This is a genomic window from Pseudomonas sp. NPDC088429, assembly GCF_044753305.1.
GTDB lineage: Bacteria > Pseudomonadota > Gammaproteobacteria > Pseudomonadales > Pseudomonadaceae > Aquipseudomonas > Aquipseudomonas rustica.
In genome coordinates this window covers 253,692-267,283 of record NZ_JBIVMX010000002.1, presented here as the reverse complement: position 1 = coordinate 267,283, position 13,592 = coordinate 253,692, and the positions used below count along the sequence as shown (strand labels likewise).

The 13,592-nt window shown below is 52.5% G+C and carries 12 protein-coding genes; 5 read left to right on the top strand and 7 right to left on the bottom strand.

What is annotated here, in order from left to right; all coding sequences use genetic code 11:
• Positions 1 to 166: 166 nt before the first annotated feature.
• Complete coding sequence (locus ACIP66_RS02715; protein WP_400645096.1) at positions 167 to 514, bottom strand: hypothetical protein; 348 nt, start codon at positions 512 to 514, stop codon at positions 167 to 169.
• 555 nt (positions 515 to 1,069) lie between these two features.
• Here ACIP66_RS02715 and ACIP66_RS02710 point away from each other — a divergent pair.
• Positions 1,070 to 1,474, top strand: a complete 405-nt coding sequence (locus tag ACIP66_RS02710; protein WP_400645093.1) for a hypothetical protein — start codon at positions 1,070 to 1,072, stop codon at positions 1,472 to 1,474.
• 343 nt (positions 1,475 to 1,817) lie between these two features.
• Positions 1,818 to 2,186: a helix-turn-helix domain-containing protein gene (locus ACIP66_RS02705; RefSeq protein WP_400645091.1), complete on the top strand. Its 369-nt coding sequence runs from the start codon at positions 1,818 to 1,820 to the stop codon at positions 2,184 to 2,186.
• Positions 2,187 to 2,718: 532 nt separating this feature from the next.
• Here the strand turns inward: ACIP66_RS02705 and ACIP66_RS02700 are convergent.
• The 3 genes from ACIP66_RS02700 to ACIP66_RS02690 form a co-directional block, all read right to left on the bottom strand.
• Complete coding sequence (locus ACIP66_RS02700) at positions 2,719 to 3,159, bottom strand: DUF6957 family protein (RefSeq protein ID WP_400645088.1); 441 nt, start codon at positions 3,157 to 3,159, stop codon at positions 2,719 to 2,721.
• Positions 3,160 to 3,278: 119 nt separating this feature from the next.
• The gene (locus tag ACIP66_RS02695; RefSeq protein WP_400645085.1) at positions 3,279 to 3,587 is read right to left on the bottom strand and encodes a hypothetical protein; all 309 of its coding nucleotides are present in this window, start codon (positions 3,585 to 3,587) and stop codon (positions 3,279 to 3,281) included.
• 128 nt (positions 3,588 to 3,715) lie between these two features.
• Positions 3,716 to 4,447 carry a metallophosphoesterase gene (locus tag ACIP66_RS02690; RefSeq protein ID WP_400645164.1) on the bottom strand — a complete coding sequence of 244 codons (732 nt, stop codon included), beginning with the start codon at positions 4,445 to 4,447 and terminating at the stop codon, positions 3,716 to 3,718.
• A gap of 199 nt (positions 4,448 to 4,646) precedes the next feature.
• Between ACIP66_RS02690 and ACIP66_RS02685 the strand changes: the two genes are divergently transcribed.
• Together ACIP66_RS02685 and ACIP66_RS02680 are read left to right on the top strand one after the other, a co-directional pair.
• A complete protein-coding gene (locus tag ACIP66_RS02685; protein WP_400645082.1) occupies positions 4,647 to 5,132 on the top strand; it encodes a helix-turn-helix domain-containing protein in 486 nt (161 codons plus the stop codon).
• Between the two features lie 510 nt (positions 5,133 to 5,642).
• On the top strand, positions 5,643 to 8,264 hold the full coding sequence (locus ACIP66_RS02680) for an AAA family ATPase (protein ID WP_400645079.1): 2,622 nt from the start codon (positions 5,643 to 5,645) through the stop codon (positions 8,262 to 8,264).
• 464 nt (positions 8,265 to 8,728) lie between these two features.
• Here the strand turns inward: ACIP66_RS02680 and ACIP66_RS02675 are convergent, their stop codons facing one another.
• Entirely contained in the window at positions 8,729 to 9,763 is a 1,035-nt protein-coding gene (locus ACIP66_RS02675) for a DNA-binding protein (protein WP_400645076.1), read from the bottom strand.
• A gap of 180 nt (positions 9,764 to 9,943) precedes the next feature.
• Here ACIP66_RS02675 and ACIP66_RS02670 point away from each other — a divergent pair, with 180 nt between their 5' ends.
• Positions 9,944 to 10,912 carry a site-specific integrase gene (locus tag ACIP66_RS02670; RefSeq protein WP_400645073.1) on the top strand — a complete coding sequence of 323 codons (969 nt, stop codon included), beginning with the start codon at positions 9,944 to 9,946 and terminating at the stop codon, positions 10,910 to 10,912.
• A 1,079-nt stretch (positions 10,913 to 11,991) separates the two neighbouring features.
• Here the strand turns inward: ACIP66_RS02670 and ACIP66_RS02665 are convergent.
• Positions 11,992 to 12,723 (bottom strand): hypothetical protein, encoded by a 732-nt coding sequence (locus tag ACIP66_RS02665; protein ID WP_400645070.1) that lies wholly within the window; start codon positions 12,721 to 12,723, stop codon positions 11,992 to 11,994.
• The gene (locus ACIP66_RS02660; protein WP_400645067.1) at positions 12,720 to 13,592 is read right to left on the bottom strand and encodes a TniB family NTP-binding protein; all 873 of its coding nucleotides are present in this window, start codon (positions 13,590 to 13,592) and stop codon (positions 12,720 to 12,722) included. The genes ACIP66_RS02665 and ACIP66_RS02660 overlap by 4 nt, the downstream gene beginning before the upstream one ends.

Sequence of the window (13,592 nt, the reverse complement as noted above, 5' to 3'; positions counted from 1 at the left end):
AGCTGCACCGGCGATATTTTTAAGCGCTCCATGTATCGATTGACTGCCCTTTTTTTGCCGACAATCAGAATTAGCCAATAACAGCCCTTTGCCGTTTACCACATTTTCGGAAGCCCAGTTATCGGAAGCTGAATAAGGCTCCGCTGATGGGATCCGCCTCCCCGCCCTACAGCCCCATATCTCGTTCCAACTGATCCGCTTTCATATCGTCAGAGGCAAAACCGATCTTCATCACGTGAAATTGCAGATGGTCGCGCAAATGCATTCTAAGACGAGACCTAAGCTCGACATAAGCCGCAGATGGGCCCGCATCGATATCATGCCGTTTCAGAGCTTCACGTAGTACCCTGACGCTCTCAGCGCCGATCCCTGACGCGTGAAGCCGCACGATAGGATCAAGCCCCGGGTTTCTCTTGAAACAGGAGACTGCCTCTTCAAGCAGTCGTGCAAACGACACCTTGCTACCTGCCTGCTGCGCCGAGCGCCAAACCTTAAACTCAATCTCGTCTTCCATCTGCTCTCTCCAGTTGATCTGCGGACTGACTCGCACGAAGTTGTCCGGCACGGGTATTTTTTCAAAAAATGACTCGTTCTTTGCAATCAAACTGGATAGCAGCGGCTTACGCCGCTAAGTGCCGATTTTGCTATGCCCATAGGGCAGTCACACATCAGCGTCAGCAGGATAAATCGTAAGAAAAGGCCAGAAGTAGAAGCAGTGCAAAAGCAAAAAACAACACTGTTTTCCACAGTAGGATCGGTGGAAGATGGGGCGCGGAGATCGCTGCTTTTCTGTTGTCCTCAAATATAAAGATCCGTCGCTCAAAAAATTTTTCAAGGGGTCTTCTGAAAATATATTTTTCTTGACTCGCCCCTCTCGCAGTCAGCACGGCCTCGACACTCGATTTGTTTGGAGATTGGGCAGTGCGTGAAATCGGATCAACACATCTAACAGCGTACAATGACGTTCCCTGTTGAAGCGTCCCAGGTCGTCCACGAAGGATTTTGGCTGCAGTTGTAGTCACACCTGCCGATGACGTTGCGCAGAACGTGGATGTATTAAGGAACCTTGATGGCGATCGATTTGAAAAGTCTGTGGCAGCGAGAGCGCGCACGGCGGGCGGCTTTGTGGGGGCTGGAAGACTTGCGACCGGGTGATGATCGCGCAAAGCCTCACCTAAGCATTCTCGATGAAATTGATCGACAAGACCTCGAACAACCTCATGGGCACGCTTCGCTTATGACGATTGAGGAGTTGAGAGACTCTGTGCCGGAAACGCCGTACAAAAGCAGCGATGGGCACTGTTTCGTGATCGTTCTGGATCAGCATATCCCGGAAGTTTGGCGGACAAGATTCGAAGCAGCCACCGCACTTGCTGAGCGTTTTCCGGAAGGTAGCTATGCCCATGACTGGCGTCGATTTCTGAGAGGCTGGCTAAGAGACATGGAGCATCTAGCGGCTCACCGCCTCTCATGACCTGCCTCTTGGTTCGCGACTGCAACAATGCTTACTAAACCCCAGCTTGGCACAAGTCCTTTGGCTGAGATGTGAATAGCCCTAGCCAGAAGTGCCTGGGGTTATCGTTGTATGTAACAAACCAACGAGAAGGCGATGCGCAGGCACTCAGCACATTTTAATGCGCCGCCACTCTTCATTACTCATGTATTAGTGCATTATAATGCGCTAGCCATTGTTGGTTATGGCTTAGAAACCACCGACCAATGGGCTGATGGGCCCCTAGCAAGATGTTTAGAGTCCGCAGCACAAAGGGCAGTCTTATCAACAGTCGGGATATTCAATTGAAGAAGTGAGGGTAGATATGAATGAGATGACCCTAGGAGAGCGCAGGGCCTACATTCAAGCAGTGGCCGATGAAGTCGCCAAAGGGAAACTGACGCTTGGCGGCGCAGTTAAGCGTCTTCGCGAAAATCTGTTGGGTGTGAGCCAAGAGCGGTTCGCGCTGGCCAGCAAAATCTCAAAGCGGGCACTGTCGCAGCTGGAGGTCGATAGCGGGAATCCGACTCTCTCAACCCTAGAAGCTGTGTTCAATAAATTCGGCCTTCAGATAAGCTTGGCTCACCTAAGTCCGATAGATCTCAACGAAGCGGCGGCCAAGAAAAGCAAAGTTGATTTTAGCGCGCCCACAGCTACTGCGCGGCCTCCCTTCCCTGCAAGCAAGCCGACTTAGGCGCGCTAGCCCCCTGCGCGCGTGGTAAAGCCTCAAGGCCATCATGGGTAACGCTGCAAAAGCAGCGTTAGGCCAATCCGAACCGCTCGCCTACCCTTTTCAATCCCGTGTTCGCTCCCTTGCAGAAGGGAAACCTTTCGCGTGGGAATTCCATGTTTCAGCTTATCGAGCGGTCAACTGAGGGCTGCCGTACACATGATCGAGGCATCGTACGCGGAGCCAGTCCTCCCCTCCTAACATCCCGGCCCGCCCACAGACCTCGCAAAGCGACAAAGACCTTTCTTCTGCGCGAGCGATCAACTCACGGCACGTCGCATCGCCACCCGAGTAATAAAACCGCAACCCTCCGAATTTTTCCTTCACTTGACGCGCCCGCACTTGAGGCACCTCGGGGTGAGCTATCAGGTAAGTTTTCAGCGCGCCACACAGTTCATCCAGCAAATCCAGCCAGCCTGGCAGACATCCGATTTCGCGCAGGGGTGCGTCGGAGAAAAACTCTGGATAGCGATCGCGTAGGATCGGCAATAGATTTTCAACCATAGGTTTTCTCTACTCGCATTATGTCAGCGGCCAATGCCTCTACAGTGGGCAAACTCACATGCTTGCGCGCCCCTCGGCCGGCCAAGATAAAAATCGTGGTTTTGCTTTCAAAAATGCAGCCATCAAATTCGCGCTGGAAATCACTGAGAATGCTGTCGCCAGGCTGGTACGTGTTCTCGCTGTCGAACTCAGATGATTGGGCGTACAAACGCGTTGCCTCAAGCCCCTGAGCTTTGATTTCTCGCTCCTGAAACTCTGGGAGCATCACATCCAAAACCATCCATCGTCTGACGATGCAAAATGGCTTTTCTGTGAAGCTCTCAGCGGCTAGTTCGATCAACTCATCGTTGCTCAGATTTGATCCACCGAGGGATTGCGCTGGCCCAAAAAGTAAATCGCCTAACAGCTCTATATCCGTAACGCTTGTATTCATAATTTCGCTTTACCCTGCTCTTCCGATGAGTACCAGACAGGGATTTTTTTCCCTATACCCGTTGCCATCTGGAGAGCCCGAGAGTCTTTTCGATGCGCGTATCCGTACCCGAAGTTCGCTCAGTGATAGATCCGATTCATGTAGAGATTGCCGCCGCCAAACGTCCAACTGACGATCACGTATCTGCTACCCGCCACGGTTTGGAATAATGCATAACCGTCAATGAAGGTGACGCCCGTTATGCGAGAAGTTCGCATACTCGCACCCTCTCGGAAACGGCCCGTGGTATCGCCATAAATCGTTCCCATGATGACGGGGGGACTGTCGACGGCGGCGAATAGGAACGCCGTGACGCTCACACCAAAATCTTTTTCCATCGCCACAGCGACCTCTGCCGGAGGAGACGATGCGTGCTGTCGCTCAGTCATCTAGTAGCTCGCTTGAACTGGCGGCTGGCGATCGTGTTTCGTTGTCTGCTCCATACATCTCCCAGCCCTCTTCAACTATCAACACAGAGCTGCGCAAGACCCCATAACTCTTCAGTGGAGTGGGCTTCTCACGGAAGATCAATTACAAAGCCTTGGTTAAAACCCGTCCGCTCACCTGGATAACCTCGAGGATTCGAAACCACCCGACATCTACCCATCGTGATATCAACCGCGCGGTGTGTATGCCCAAAAATCCATAGATCCGCTTTATCCACAAGCGAGTGCCAGCGGTTTGAATAGGCAGCACCCAAATGTCCTTCATGCTTGTCACCCATTACTGCGGGCATGGGTGCGTGATGCGTCACAATGACCGTCTGGCCATCGAATGGCTTATCGAGCTCCTCGGCGAACCAAGCAAACGATGCGTGATTCCGACTGATGAGATCGGGCGGGCGCAGCGGGCGATGGTTTTCTCCAGTACGAATGACACAAAAATCATTCATCCAATCCCATGCTATTTGGGTCGCCACTGCTGCGTTTCCGGTAGACGAAAAATCAGTCCAGCCGGTGGCGCAAAGAAACCGCGTTTGATTCCAAATAAATGCCTCATTTTCTAATACGTGAACGTGCGGTAAGGCGGCTTCCTTCATCTTGTGCAGGGTGTGATCGATGTGTCCTTTGTAAAACTCATGATTTCCACACACGTAAATCACGGGGCAATCAAACGTCTCATTCGCCCACTCCACTCCGCGTCCTTTCAAGTCGATGTCACCGGCCAATATCACCAGGTCATAACCACGGGATACGGGCTGATAGGACGAAAATTCGTTATGCAGATCTGACAGCACGTGAAGCTTGATCAATGGCCTGATCTCGATTTACAGCTAAATTGATAAGTCAGTATGAGCGTATGGACATGCGTGCCAGCGAAGCAGACGCAGATGCTGTTGCCTTGTTTCTTCAGCCTGGCAGACCTACCGAAAAATCCGGCAGGAGGACTATATACCGTCGCGCCGGACTGAGCAACATGGCTACATCCTCGTTTTTCGAGAGACTCTGATGTCCTTAAGCAAAGGGTTTGCGGCCGTACTACGGACTGCTCGGGCGTTACGAGGCTTATCTCAGCAGGATCTGGGAGATGTCAGTGATCGCAAACACTTCTGGCAAATCGAAAATGCAAGATCATCTCCAACGCTCAACAAGTTCGAAAAGCTTTCAAAGGCGCTTCAATTTGATCCCGTTACGTTGCTTGCCCTGTGTGTAGCAACACGCGATAACGTCTCGCCATCCGATGTCCTTCAGCGGGTTCAGAAAGAACTCGCTGAATTCGAGAGTATGGGCGGTACAAAGAAATTGGCCGAGAGCATGGAAAGCGGCGTACTCAAATCCCGCGCCAGTGAACAGCTACGCAAGTTGGCTGCCGTCCAGGAGTGCAAGCGAGCAGGTCTCACGCAAAAAGCGACGATGGAGAAGCTGGGGCTTCCAAAATCCACGGTTCATGACCTTTGGAAAATGACGGATCAGGACGGGAAGTCTAAAATTTGAAGTGAACACGCTTAGGAGCTTCTTGATACGAGCCCTGTTCCTGAGCATACGCAAGGGACTCGACCTTTCAGCTCCATGTTGTAACTCACTCCCCCCCCCAAGAATCAGGTGGACTCGTATTCCGTTCAGTCTGGGAATGGCTGTGCGCCACTTCAAGTCGACCACCTGAGTGGCGCTGCCGCGATTGGCCATGATCCCCTTTTGCATTGCGCTCGAAACGAAGTTCGATAATCCGGCTCAATGTTTGTTCCTTACCATGACTGGATTCGAGGGCGTGAAGAGAATGCATAAATAAGCATTTTCATGCCCTTCATCTTTCAGTTTTTATTCGCTCCTGCGTAACTCTGAAATCGCAACGCGACATCATTTTGGCCAGCTACACTCCAAAACCATGCGGAGCAGGCTGTGAACGCGCGTGGCGAAGCCCTCTTCCCGCACCCCGCTAGTCGCGCACATCGAAAAATAGGTGGCGCCTTCTAACTGGATGCACTGGCACGAGAAGGAGGCTCCATGACTGTTCTTCAGGAAGTATTGATGTGGTCAAAAGGCTTGCCTACCTGGCAAGGGGATTGTGTGCGACGCTTGCTGGGACAGGAGACTGTAACGCAACAGGATTTTGAGGATGTACTCGCCCTTCTCAAGTCGGCTTATGGAATCACTGATCCGGAGGGACGTATAGCCTCGCCCCTGAGTGAGGATCAGATTCCTGCGGAGATAAAGCCCACTACTCACATCGAACTGCATGCCGTAAAAAACCTGGTGAACGTCAACGCAATCGCATCAGAACACAGCCTGACATTCGCGCCTCAGGGACTGACAGTGATCTACGGGGGGAATGGCTCAGGTAAGTCAGGGTACTCCCGCGTACTGAAACGAGCATGTCGAGCACGGGATCAGACAGAAACCATCTACCCGAACGCAAATAAACCACTTCCAGCGGATGCTAATGCTCGTGCCACCTTTAGCATTAGCATAAATGGTGTCAGTAGCGATGTGATGTGGATTGATAACCACCCTGCTCCGCCAGAACTATCCAGTCTTTCAATTTTTGACTCTCGCTGTGCAAACGCATACCTGGTTAACGAAGCTGACTACTCCTATGTCCCTCACGGCCTGGATGTTTTCGAACGACTCGCCGCGCTGCAGCAACAGTTGAAAACTGCTATTGAGCAGGAGCAAAAACAGTACTCCGTTGACCTCTCCGCTTACTCACCGATGCAAGGCCAGACGGAAGTCGGAAGGATGATCGCTGCCCTTTCTGCGAAGACCAATCCAAGCGCTGTTCAAACGCTCGGCACCGTTTCAGATGACGAGCTCACCCAGCACACAACCATTGGAAAAAGTCTTCAGGAAAATAATCCCAAAGAAAAAGCCAACCAGATCAGGCGACTGGCGCAACGTATATCTGGGGTTGCCGGCACTGCCTTGAACAAATCGCTACAGGTTGACCAGGATTTTGAAAAAGACCTCAAGCAATCGGTTGAGAGCTATCTCCTAGCAAAATCGGCGGCCGAACTCGCCGCCAAAAAATTCAAAGAACAGCAAAACCTACTACCAGGCACTGGTGGTGATGCGTGGCGGGAGCTTTTCGACGCAGCTCGTAAATTCGCTCTCGAATCCCACCCAGGGCAGGACTTCGTATCGCTCGATCCGAACAGCCCATGTCCACTCTGCCAACAAACCCTCAATGATGGCGCCGCGCGACTGGCCCGCTTTGAGGAGTTCATCCAACAAGAAGCTGAAAAAACGTCGCGCGCCCGCCGTAAAGCAATGGTTGAGAAATACACACCGCTTACGATACTGGATGTGACGATTGGACTCGATGAGGCCACGCATGCGGAAATCCAGGTACTGGCTCCAAAGGTCGCGGCGGACTGTCGGGAATATGAGCGTGCATTAGGGGAGCGTCGTGACCAATTGGTTGACGCTGTGAAGTCCAACAACTGGACAGGTATCGCGCCTCCCCCGTCAAATCCCTCATCTGGATTACAGGCACTGGTGAACCAACTCAATCAACAAGCTCTCAACCTTGAGCAGGCGTCCGACGAGGTGGCAAGAATTCAACTTCAGCAGACGTACGCGGAACTGGAAGCACGCGTGCTGCTGAGCAAGGTAAAAGACGCAGTCATAAACGCCATTTCCCGGATGACCCACACGGCCATTTTGGCCAAATGCATCACCGCGCTTCGGACAAATTCCATCTCAACCAAAGCCACTCAGATTGGTGAGACCGTAATATCCACGTCACTCCAGGACGCTCTTAATGCCGAGTTCAAAGCGCTAGGTGTGGGAGGTCTCCAGGTTGCCCTCCAGAGTCGATCAGGGCGTGGAAAAATGCTGCATAAGCTCAAGCTGGAACTGCCTCAGAGCCGAAATCCAAAAGACTTACTCAGTGAAGGTGAACAGCGAGCCATTGCGTTAGCGTCGTTTTTAGCTGAGGTAGGTCTGAGTGAAAGCACAGGAGGCATCATCTTGGATGATCCAGTTTCCTCTCTGGATCACCAGCGTCGAGAGCGTGTTGCTGCTAGGTTAGTAAGAGAAGCAGCGCACAGACAGGTAGTGGTTTTCACGCACGACATCTACTTTCTTTGCATTCTGGCGGAACAAGCAGATTCGGCCGGCGTAACCGCGCTGACGCAAAGCATCGCTCAGCGTGCAGAAGGTTATGGTGTCGCAACACCGGAATTGCCCTTTGAGGGCAAAAATACGACTGGGCGCATCGGATCGCTCAAGGCTCGCCACCAACACATAGCGAAGCTGTTCAGACAGGGTGAAGAGGAAGAGCACCGCAAGCATACCGTCGAGGCATACGTGCTCCTTCGAATGGCATGGGAGCGTGCCGTCGAGGAAGTGCTTTTACGACGCGTTGTTCTACGATTCCGCAAAGGCATAGAAACCCAGCGTCTGTCTGAAGTCACCGTGGATGACAATGATTATGTGCAGGTATCTGCCGGGATGAGCAAGTGTTCCAACTATGCTCATGACAAGGCAATGGTTGGTGGCGTAGCGGTACCGGATCCAGATGAACTGTTGTCTGATATTCAGGCCTTGGACACATGGCGCACCCAAATCGAAACTCGCAGTACTGCGACGAATCGCGCCAGGAAATCGGGTGCCCCCTCTTGCCCGTGAATCTCAACTTGGCGCGTCTGGTGCCGGACATCAGAGAGATGCTCGCTGAGGGCATAGAATGGTAATGCTGTGCAATGAAGTAACCGCCTGGATTTTCAGCCAGCGGATGACTTTGCAATTGCTTTGGACGTAGATTGCGAGCCCCACCCTATTTTCAAGCAATTCATACAACCCGAGATCGAGCAGTTATGAACGAGCACGACATGGAAGTTGTGATTGCGCCTACCTGGGGAGCAGGGCTTACCAAGTGATTCCGAGGGTATTAACTGGCATCGGGGCTGGCATAACAGACACGATGATTGTCGATTTATCTCTCGCGCAAACTCGCCACAGCTCCGTCCTTCGAAAAGTATTCACCAGAGCACCGCTTTCCCCGTAGCTGCAGATGTCCAGCAATCGCATATTCCCTGAGCCGCTGAAGCGCATCCCGAAATCCAGCAACGCGTGATTCATCCCTACGCATATCACTCTGGGCGTTGATCATCTGCTCGTTCGCTCCGTGATGGATTGGTTTCATGTTGAAGTTGCTTCAGCTCATGTCGCAACTGTTCGATCTCGCTCTGAGTCGTTTCCAGCAGCACCTGCGTATTCTTAGCTCGTGCATCGGCCTGGCTGGCGGATTCGCGAAGGGAGGCGGATTCTTCGCGGGATTGGGCAAGCTGATCGATAAGCTGCTCTTTGGCCCCCTCTTCTCTAGCTGACGCGATGGCCAAGGCATTGAGATCACTGGTCAGTCGCGCGATGGTGTTGTCTTGGGTGGCCATTACCTTGGCCTGTTGGCGGGAGTCGCTAAGCAGGCGCTCGTTGTCACGATTCAGACGGCTGAGGTCGTCCTGTTTCACCGACAGAGTCTGTTGCAACTGACGATGCTCAACCTGGATTTGCTGGAGCTGGCCTTCATGCCGGCGCTGTTCTTGTTCGCGCTGATCCTTCACGGCTGTGCGGTAGTGCTCAAGTGCGTCACGGGCATGCAGGTGCTTTTCTTCCAGCGAGCGAATCTGCTCATCCTTCTCATGTACCCGTATTTCGAGATCAGCACAACTCTGGCTCAGACGAGCGTTGCGCGTGAGCTCAGACTGCAAGCTGCTTTGGCTCGTGCTCAATTCACTTGCTTGGACGCCGAGGGCGGCCTGAAGGCTATCGTGCCGGCGCTGCAAATCCGCCATGGCAGCTTGTGCCTGCGCCAGCTGTTCATCGACTGATGCTCGGTGTTTATCGAGCTCAGCTCGCGCCTCGGCCACCTCTTCGGCACCTTCTTCCAGCAATCGATCCACCAATTGGCCGACTAGCCCGGTGAGCTCGTCGCTCAAGCGTTCGCGGCGCTCCTTTGGGCGCGACTTCCCTTTTCCGAGCTCACCTAGATACCGGGCGATAGTTGTCATCGAGCCAGTATTTCCAAGCTCGACGCGCACAGCGTTGATGCTGGGATTTACACCCCGCGCGATCAGCGCGTCTCGCGCTATCTGGACGACTGCCTTGTTAATACCGCCGCGTGCCATGCCGTCTCCTACGATATCGTAGTGTAAAACGTTTAATGTAATTACATATTACAGAAAGCAAAGAAAACGGTCACAAAATTTCCATTTCTATGATCAAATAATGGAGGCTTATCACATCATAACGCCGTTTTTTGCCATTTCCGTCGCTGGAAAAAGTACGTTTTGCGTAGAAGGGTCGAGATGAACAAGGCAGATCGCTACCTGCAGGCCGGCACCCGGGAAAACACCCGGCGCAGCTACCGCGCAGCGATAGAACACTTCGAAGTGACCTGGGGCGGTTTTCTGCCGGCGACTGGCGACGGCATCGTGCGTTACCTCGCCGAATACGCGGACAAGCACACCATCAACACACTGAAGCAACGCCTGGCTGCACTGGCTCAGTGGCACATCACGCAGGGTTTCCCTGATCCCACGAAGACACCCACGGTTAAGCAGATGATCAAGGGCATTCGGACATTGCATCCTGCCCAAGAAAAACAGGCGGCCCCTCTCCTTCTACTTCACCTGGAGCAAGCAGTGAGCTGGCTTGAGCGCGAAGCAGATCTCGCGGCGGAGCGTGGTGACTATAGAAACGTGATGAGGCATCGACGCGACATCGCCCTGGTGCTGATTGGTTTCTGGCGCGGCTTTCGGGGGGATGAACTCGCACGCCTGCAGGTAGAACACACACAGGCGGAATCAGGGATAGGCATCACCTTCTATCTGCCGCACACGAAAGGCGATCGCCAGCATCTGGGTACTTCATTCCACACCCCTGCCCTCAAGAAGCTTTGCCCTGTGCAGGCTTATATCAACTGGATCACCGTAGCTGGTATTGCGCGCGGGCCGGTGTTTAGGAAAGTCGATCGCTGGGGAAACCTTGCTGAGGACGGCATCAACTCCGGTAGCCTGATTCCCCTGCTTCGCCGCATCTTCAAGCAAGCAGGTCTCTCGGCTGATCTCTATAGCAGCCACTCGATGCGTCGAGGCTTTGCGACCTGGGCTTCAGCGAATGGTTGGGACATCAAAGCGCTAATGACCTACGTCGGGTGGAAGGACATGAAGTCGGCGCTGGGGTACATGGACGCGAGTGCATCCTTTGCTGGGTTAGCGGTGGGAGCGCGGGGATCTGACACGCGAACCTGGATCGAACACCAGTGTGTTAAATGAGAGAGTTGCATGAGATTTAACGCTTTGGTCGATTTGGACGAGGGGAGCGCAATATAGCTCCATCGAACCCTTCCAAAAAACTCGACATCGTGGTGGATGATACCGCCTCCAGCTTGGCCAGCTTCTCTTGAAGGAACAGCACTTCCCCTGCGCTTAGACCCAGAGTAACCATGCGTGCCAATTGCTGTGGTGAGGGAGGTAAAGTTCTGCGGACGCAATGGTCATGGCGCCCCAAGTAGGCTATTTCAGCCGGTGACACCATACCGCTCAACCATCCGATCAAAAGCAAAGCCCCCATGCGCTGGTATGGATCACTGTCATTCAATCCGAACTCAATGCGCTCATGCAGATCCAAGTTGACTCTGCACAGAAACTGTTGAGTGCGAGAAAACCCTGCCGAGGCTATCCCACCGGGTGCAAATGCCGTCCGCTTCGCAAGCAGCAGTCCATACAGAGTTTCCACTCCTTCTGTGAGTCCCTGCCCTGGTACCAAAGATTCAAACCATTGCTGCACGCGTATTGTGATTCCCGCAATCCGGCGGTCAAGCAAGGAGTCCTTCACTGACCGCTCACCCGTTGAATGGAGGTAGGAATTCCAGATCCGTCTACCAGGGGTAAACGTCTCTCTAGGCCTCATCAGCGCGCGTCGGTGATCAACGCAAAATGCGCTGGTCGTGTAGCACCAAGATTGACGCCAGATGGGAAATCCAGTTCTCACCATACTTTCGAATAGACAGGAAGAGCAGTATGAGTGCCTGAAATGGATGTGAAGCAACCTAGACTGACGGGAGGCAAATTGCTTCTGTAGCAAAACCCTGTCGGTACCATAGGTGGCACACATCACTTTAAAAAGCTCAGAATCACAATCAAATTCAATGTCCTCGAATGCGGGAAAAGGCCACGACTCCACGACGCCGGGAACCGTGCGTTTGGGGGCAGAAAGGCCTCGGTCAATTGCCGCCCGAAATAGATGAGGGTTTTGGAGCTTATTGTGGGCGAGCCCTCGCATGACCCAGGAAAGTAGTGTTTCTCCCAGAACGAAACGAGGCGGTGCCCCTGATGAGAACTCGTCAAACAAATTAGAATTTCCACAGGTTACGCAGGCACTCAACAGGCAAAGAAGGACAATCCCTGTAGCTCGAATTTCGCGCTAGTGCCTGGAGAGATTTAATGATGGCTCCACTGGCACCATGAGATCTTTCCAGAAGACCTTTCATGAAATCATCATTAGTCAATTGAGAACGCTTGAAGCCACATGCCTCTCCAACCTGGGTGATGAAGGTGCGATACTGCTGGTCATACTGCCACACACCGATATCGACGTAGCGTGCCTTCTTAGCAACGACCTCTTTCAGTGCTCCATCTAAAATATTGGGCTTGGACACAAGCAGTATTTTTAAGTTTGGAAATCGTCGGATCAGGGCTCGCACTAAATCAATAGCAGCATTCCGCTGCTCCGCACCGCCTCCAAAGTGAACGCTTGCATCGTCAAAAATCAGCCGAAACTCTCGACCACCAATCATATCCTCAAGCGGGCGTTCGACATTTCGAAAGGACATGAAATCACTGGTCACGGGTAGCCCCAAGGCTGACGCGAATGCCAGGCCGACGTTGCCATATGCTTTAGTAAAACTTCCAGGCACATAAGTAGTGTACACGTGTGCCCGATCAGCATTTTTAAGTAGTCTCTTGGCAACTGTGGTTTTTCCCGTTTGAGCATCCCCACCCAGAATCGTAAATGCGTTATCAGAAAAACTATCCACAACGCTCCGTTCAGCTTGATACTGTTTTGGACACAATAAATACTTCACTCGACAACACCTGACCGCCGTACACGGGTATTCCATTTTGACTGAGTAGCGGCCTGCAGGCTCTCAAGAGTAATTTTTTCGTCTCCCCATGTGACCGCCAAACATCCAGCGGCTCGAAGTAGTGAGCAGATATTGCCAATTACACCGGACGTTTGATTATAGATATAGTCCGCAATTGACTTGGAGGAAAGATGAGATCTCTTGGCAAGAGGTACGATTTCCTCCCAAGTATCCAAAAAATTAAGATACTCCGCATCCGCCCTAGCCCAAGGTGCAAGTTCGTAAAGTTCGAACCGACGCACATACTGGGCATCGATCGCGAGAGCGTTATAGGCCTCATCAATACCAAAAACGAAAAAGCTCAGGTAAGCAGGTGCTCCGCACAAACCTCGCAGCAAGGAGAGAAAAGCATCCTGCTCTCCCTTGGGAAGACCCTTAATAGAATCATGGAACTCATCCATAAACAAACCGCGAATATCGTTGGCAATACAGTATTCGGCTACCATACTAATGGGAATACCCGCTTTCCCAGGTTCCATACCCAAAGCCGTCAAGAGCTTCACCATAGGCTTTGTCTTCTGAGTGTCTTTGACGAAGGTCACATACCTGATTTTATGGCGCCAGGATTCATCCATACCCCTAACCGCATTGCAGATGGTTGTTTTCCCGTGATTAGAACCGGCGGACACTAGTAGACACGGAGCCTCCGTACTACCACGCCTGATGCTAAGCATGTTATGAACAATGTTCGAAACGGTGAGGAGATGCTCCGTATCGATCTTGATGTCTTGCCGGATAATCTGGCAACGCTCCTCATCAGACAAGGCCAATGCATAACGCCGACTCTCATGCAAATGTTCCCCATCCAT

Coding starts and splice junctions, on each gene's coding strand:
- ACIP66_RS02670 (WP_400645073.1), top strand. CDS start 9,944: ATGAACAAGGCAGATCGCTACCTGCAGGCCGGCACCCGGGAAAACACC.
- ACIP66_RS02715 (WP_400645096.1), bottom strand. CDS start 514: ATGGAAGACGAGATTGAGTTTAAGGTTTGGCGCTCGGCGCAGCAGGCA.
- ACIP66_RS02685 (WP_400645082.1), top strand. CDS start 4,647: ATGTCCTTAAGCAAAGGGTTTGCGGCCGTACTACGGACTGCTCGGGCG.
- ACIP66_RS02660 (WP_400645067.1), bottom strand. CDS start 13,592: ATGGATGGGGAACATTTGCATGAGAGTCGGCGTTATGCATTGGCCTTG.
- ACIP66_RS02695 (WP_400645085.1), bottom strand. CDS start 3,587: ATGACTGAGCGACAGCACGCATCGTCTCCTCCGGCAGAGGTCGCTGTG.
- ACIP66_RS02700 (WP_400645088.1), bottom strand. CDS start 3,159: ATGAATACAAGCGTTACGGATATAGAGCTGTTAGGCGATTTACTTTTT.
- ACIP66_RS02675 (WP_400645076.1), bottom strand. CDS start 9,763: ATGGCACGCGGCGGTATTAACAAGGCAGTCGTCCAGATAGCGCGAGAC.
- ACIP66_RS02680 (WP_400645079.1), top strand. CDS start 5,643: ATGACTGTTCTTCAGGAAGTATTGATGTGGTCAAAAGGCTTGCCTACC.
- ACIP66_RS02705 (WP_400645091.1), top strand. CDS start 1,818: ATGAATGAGATGACCCTAGGAGAGCGCAGGGCCTACATTCAAGCAGTG.
- ACIP66_RS02710 (WP_400645093.1), top strand. CDS start 1,070: ATGGCGATCGATTTGAAAAGTCTGTGGCAGCGAGAGCGCGCACGGCGG.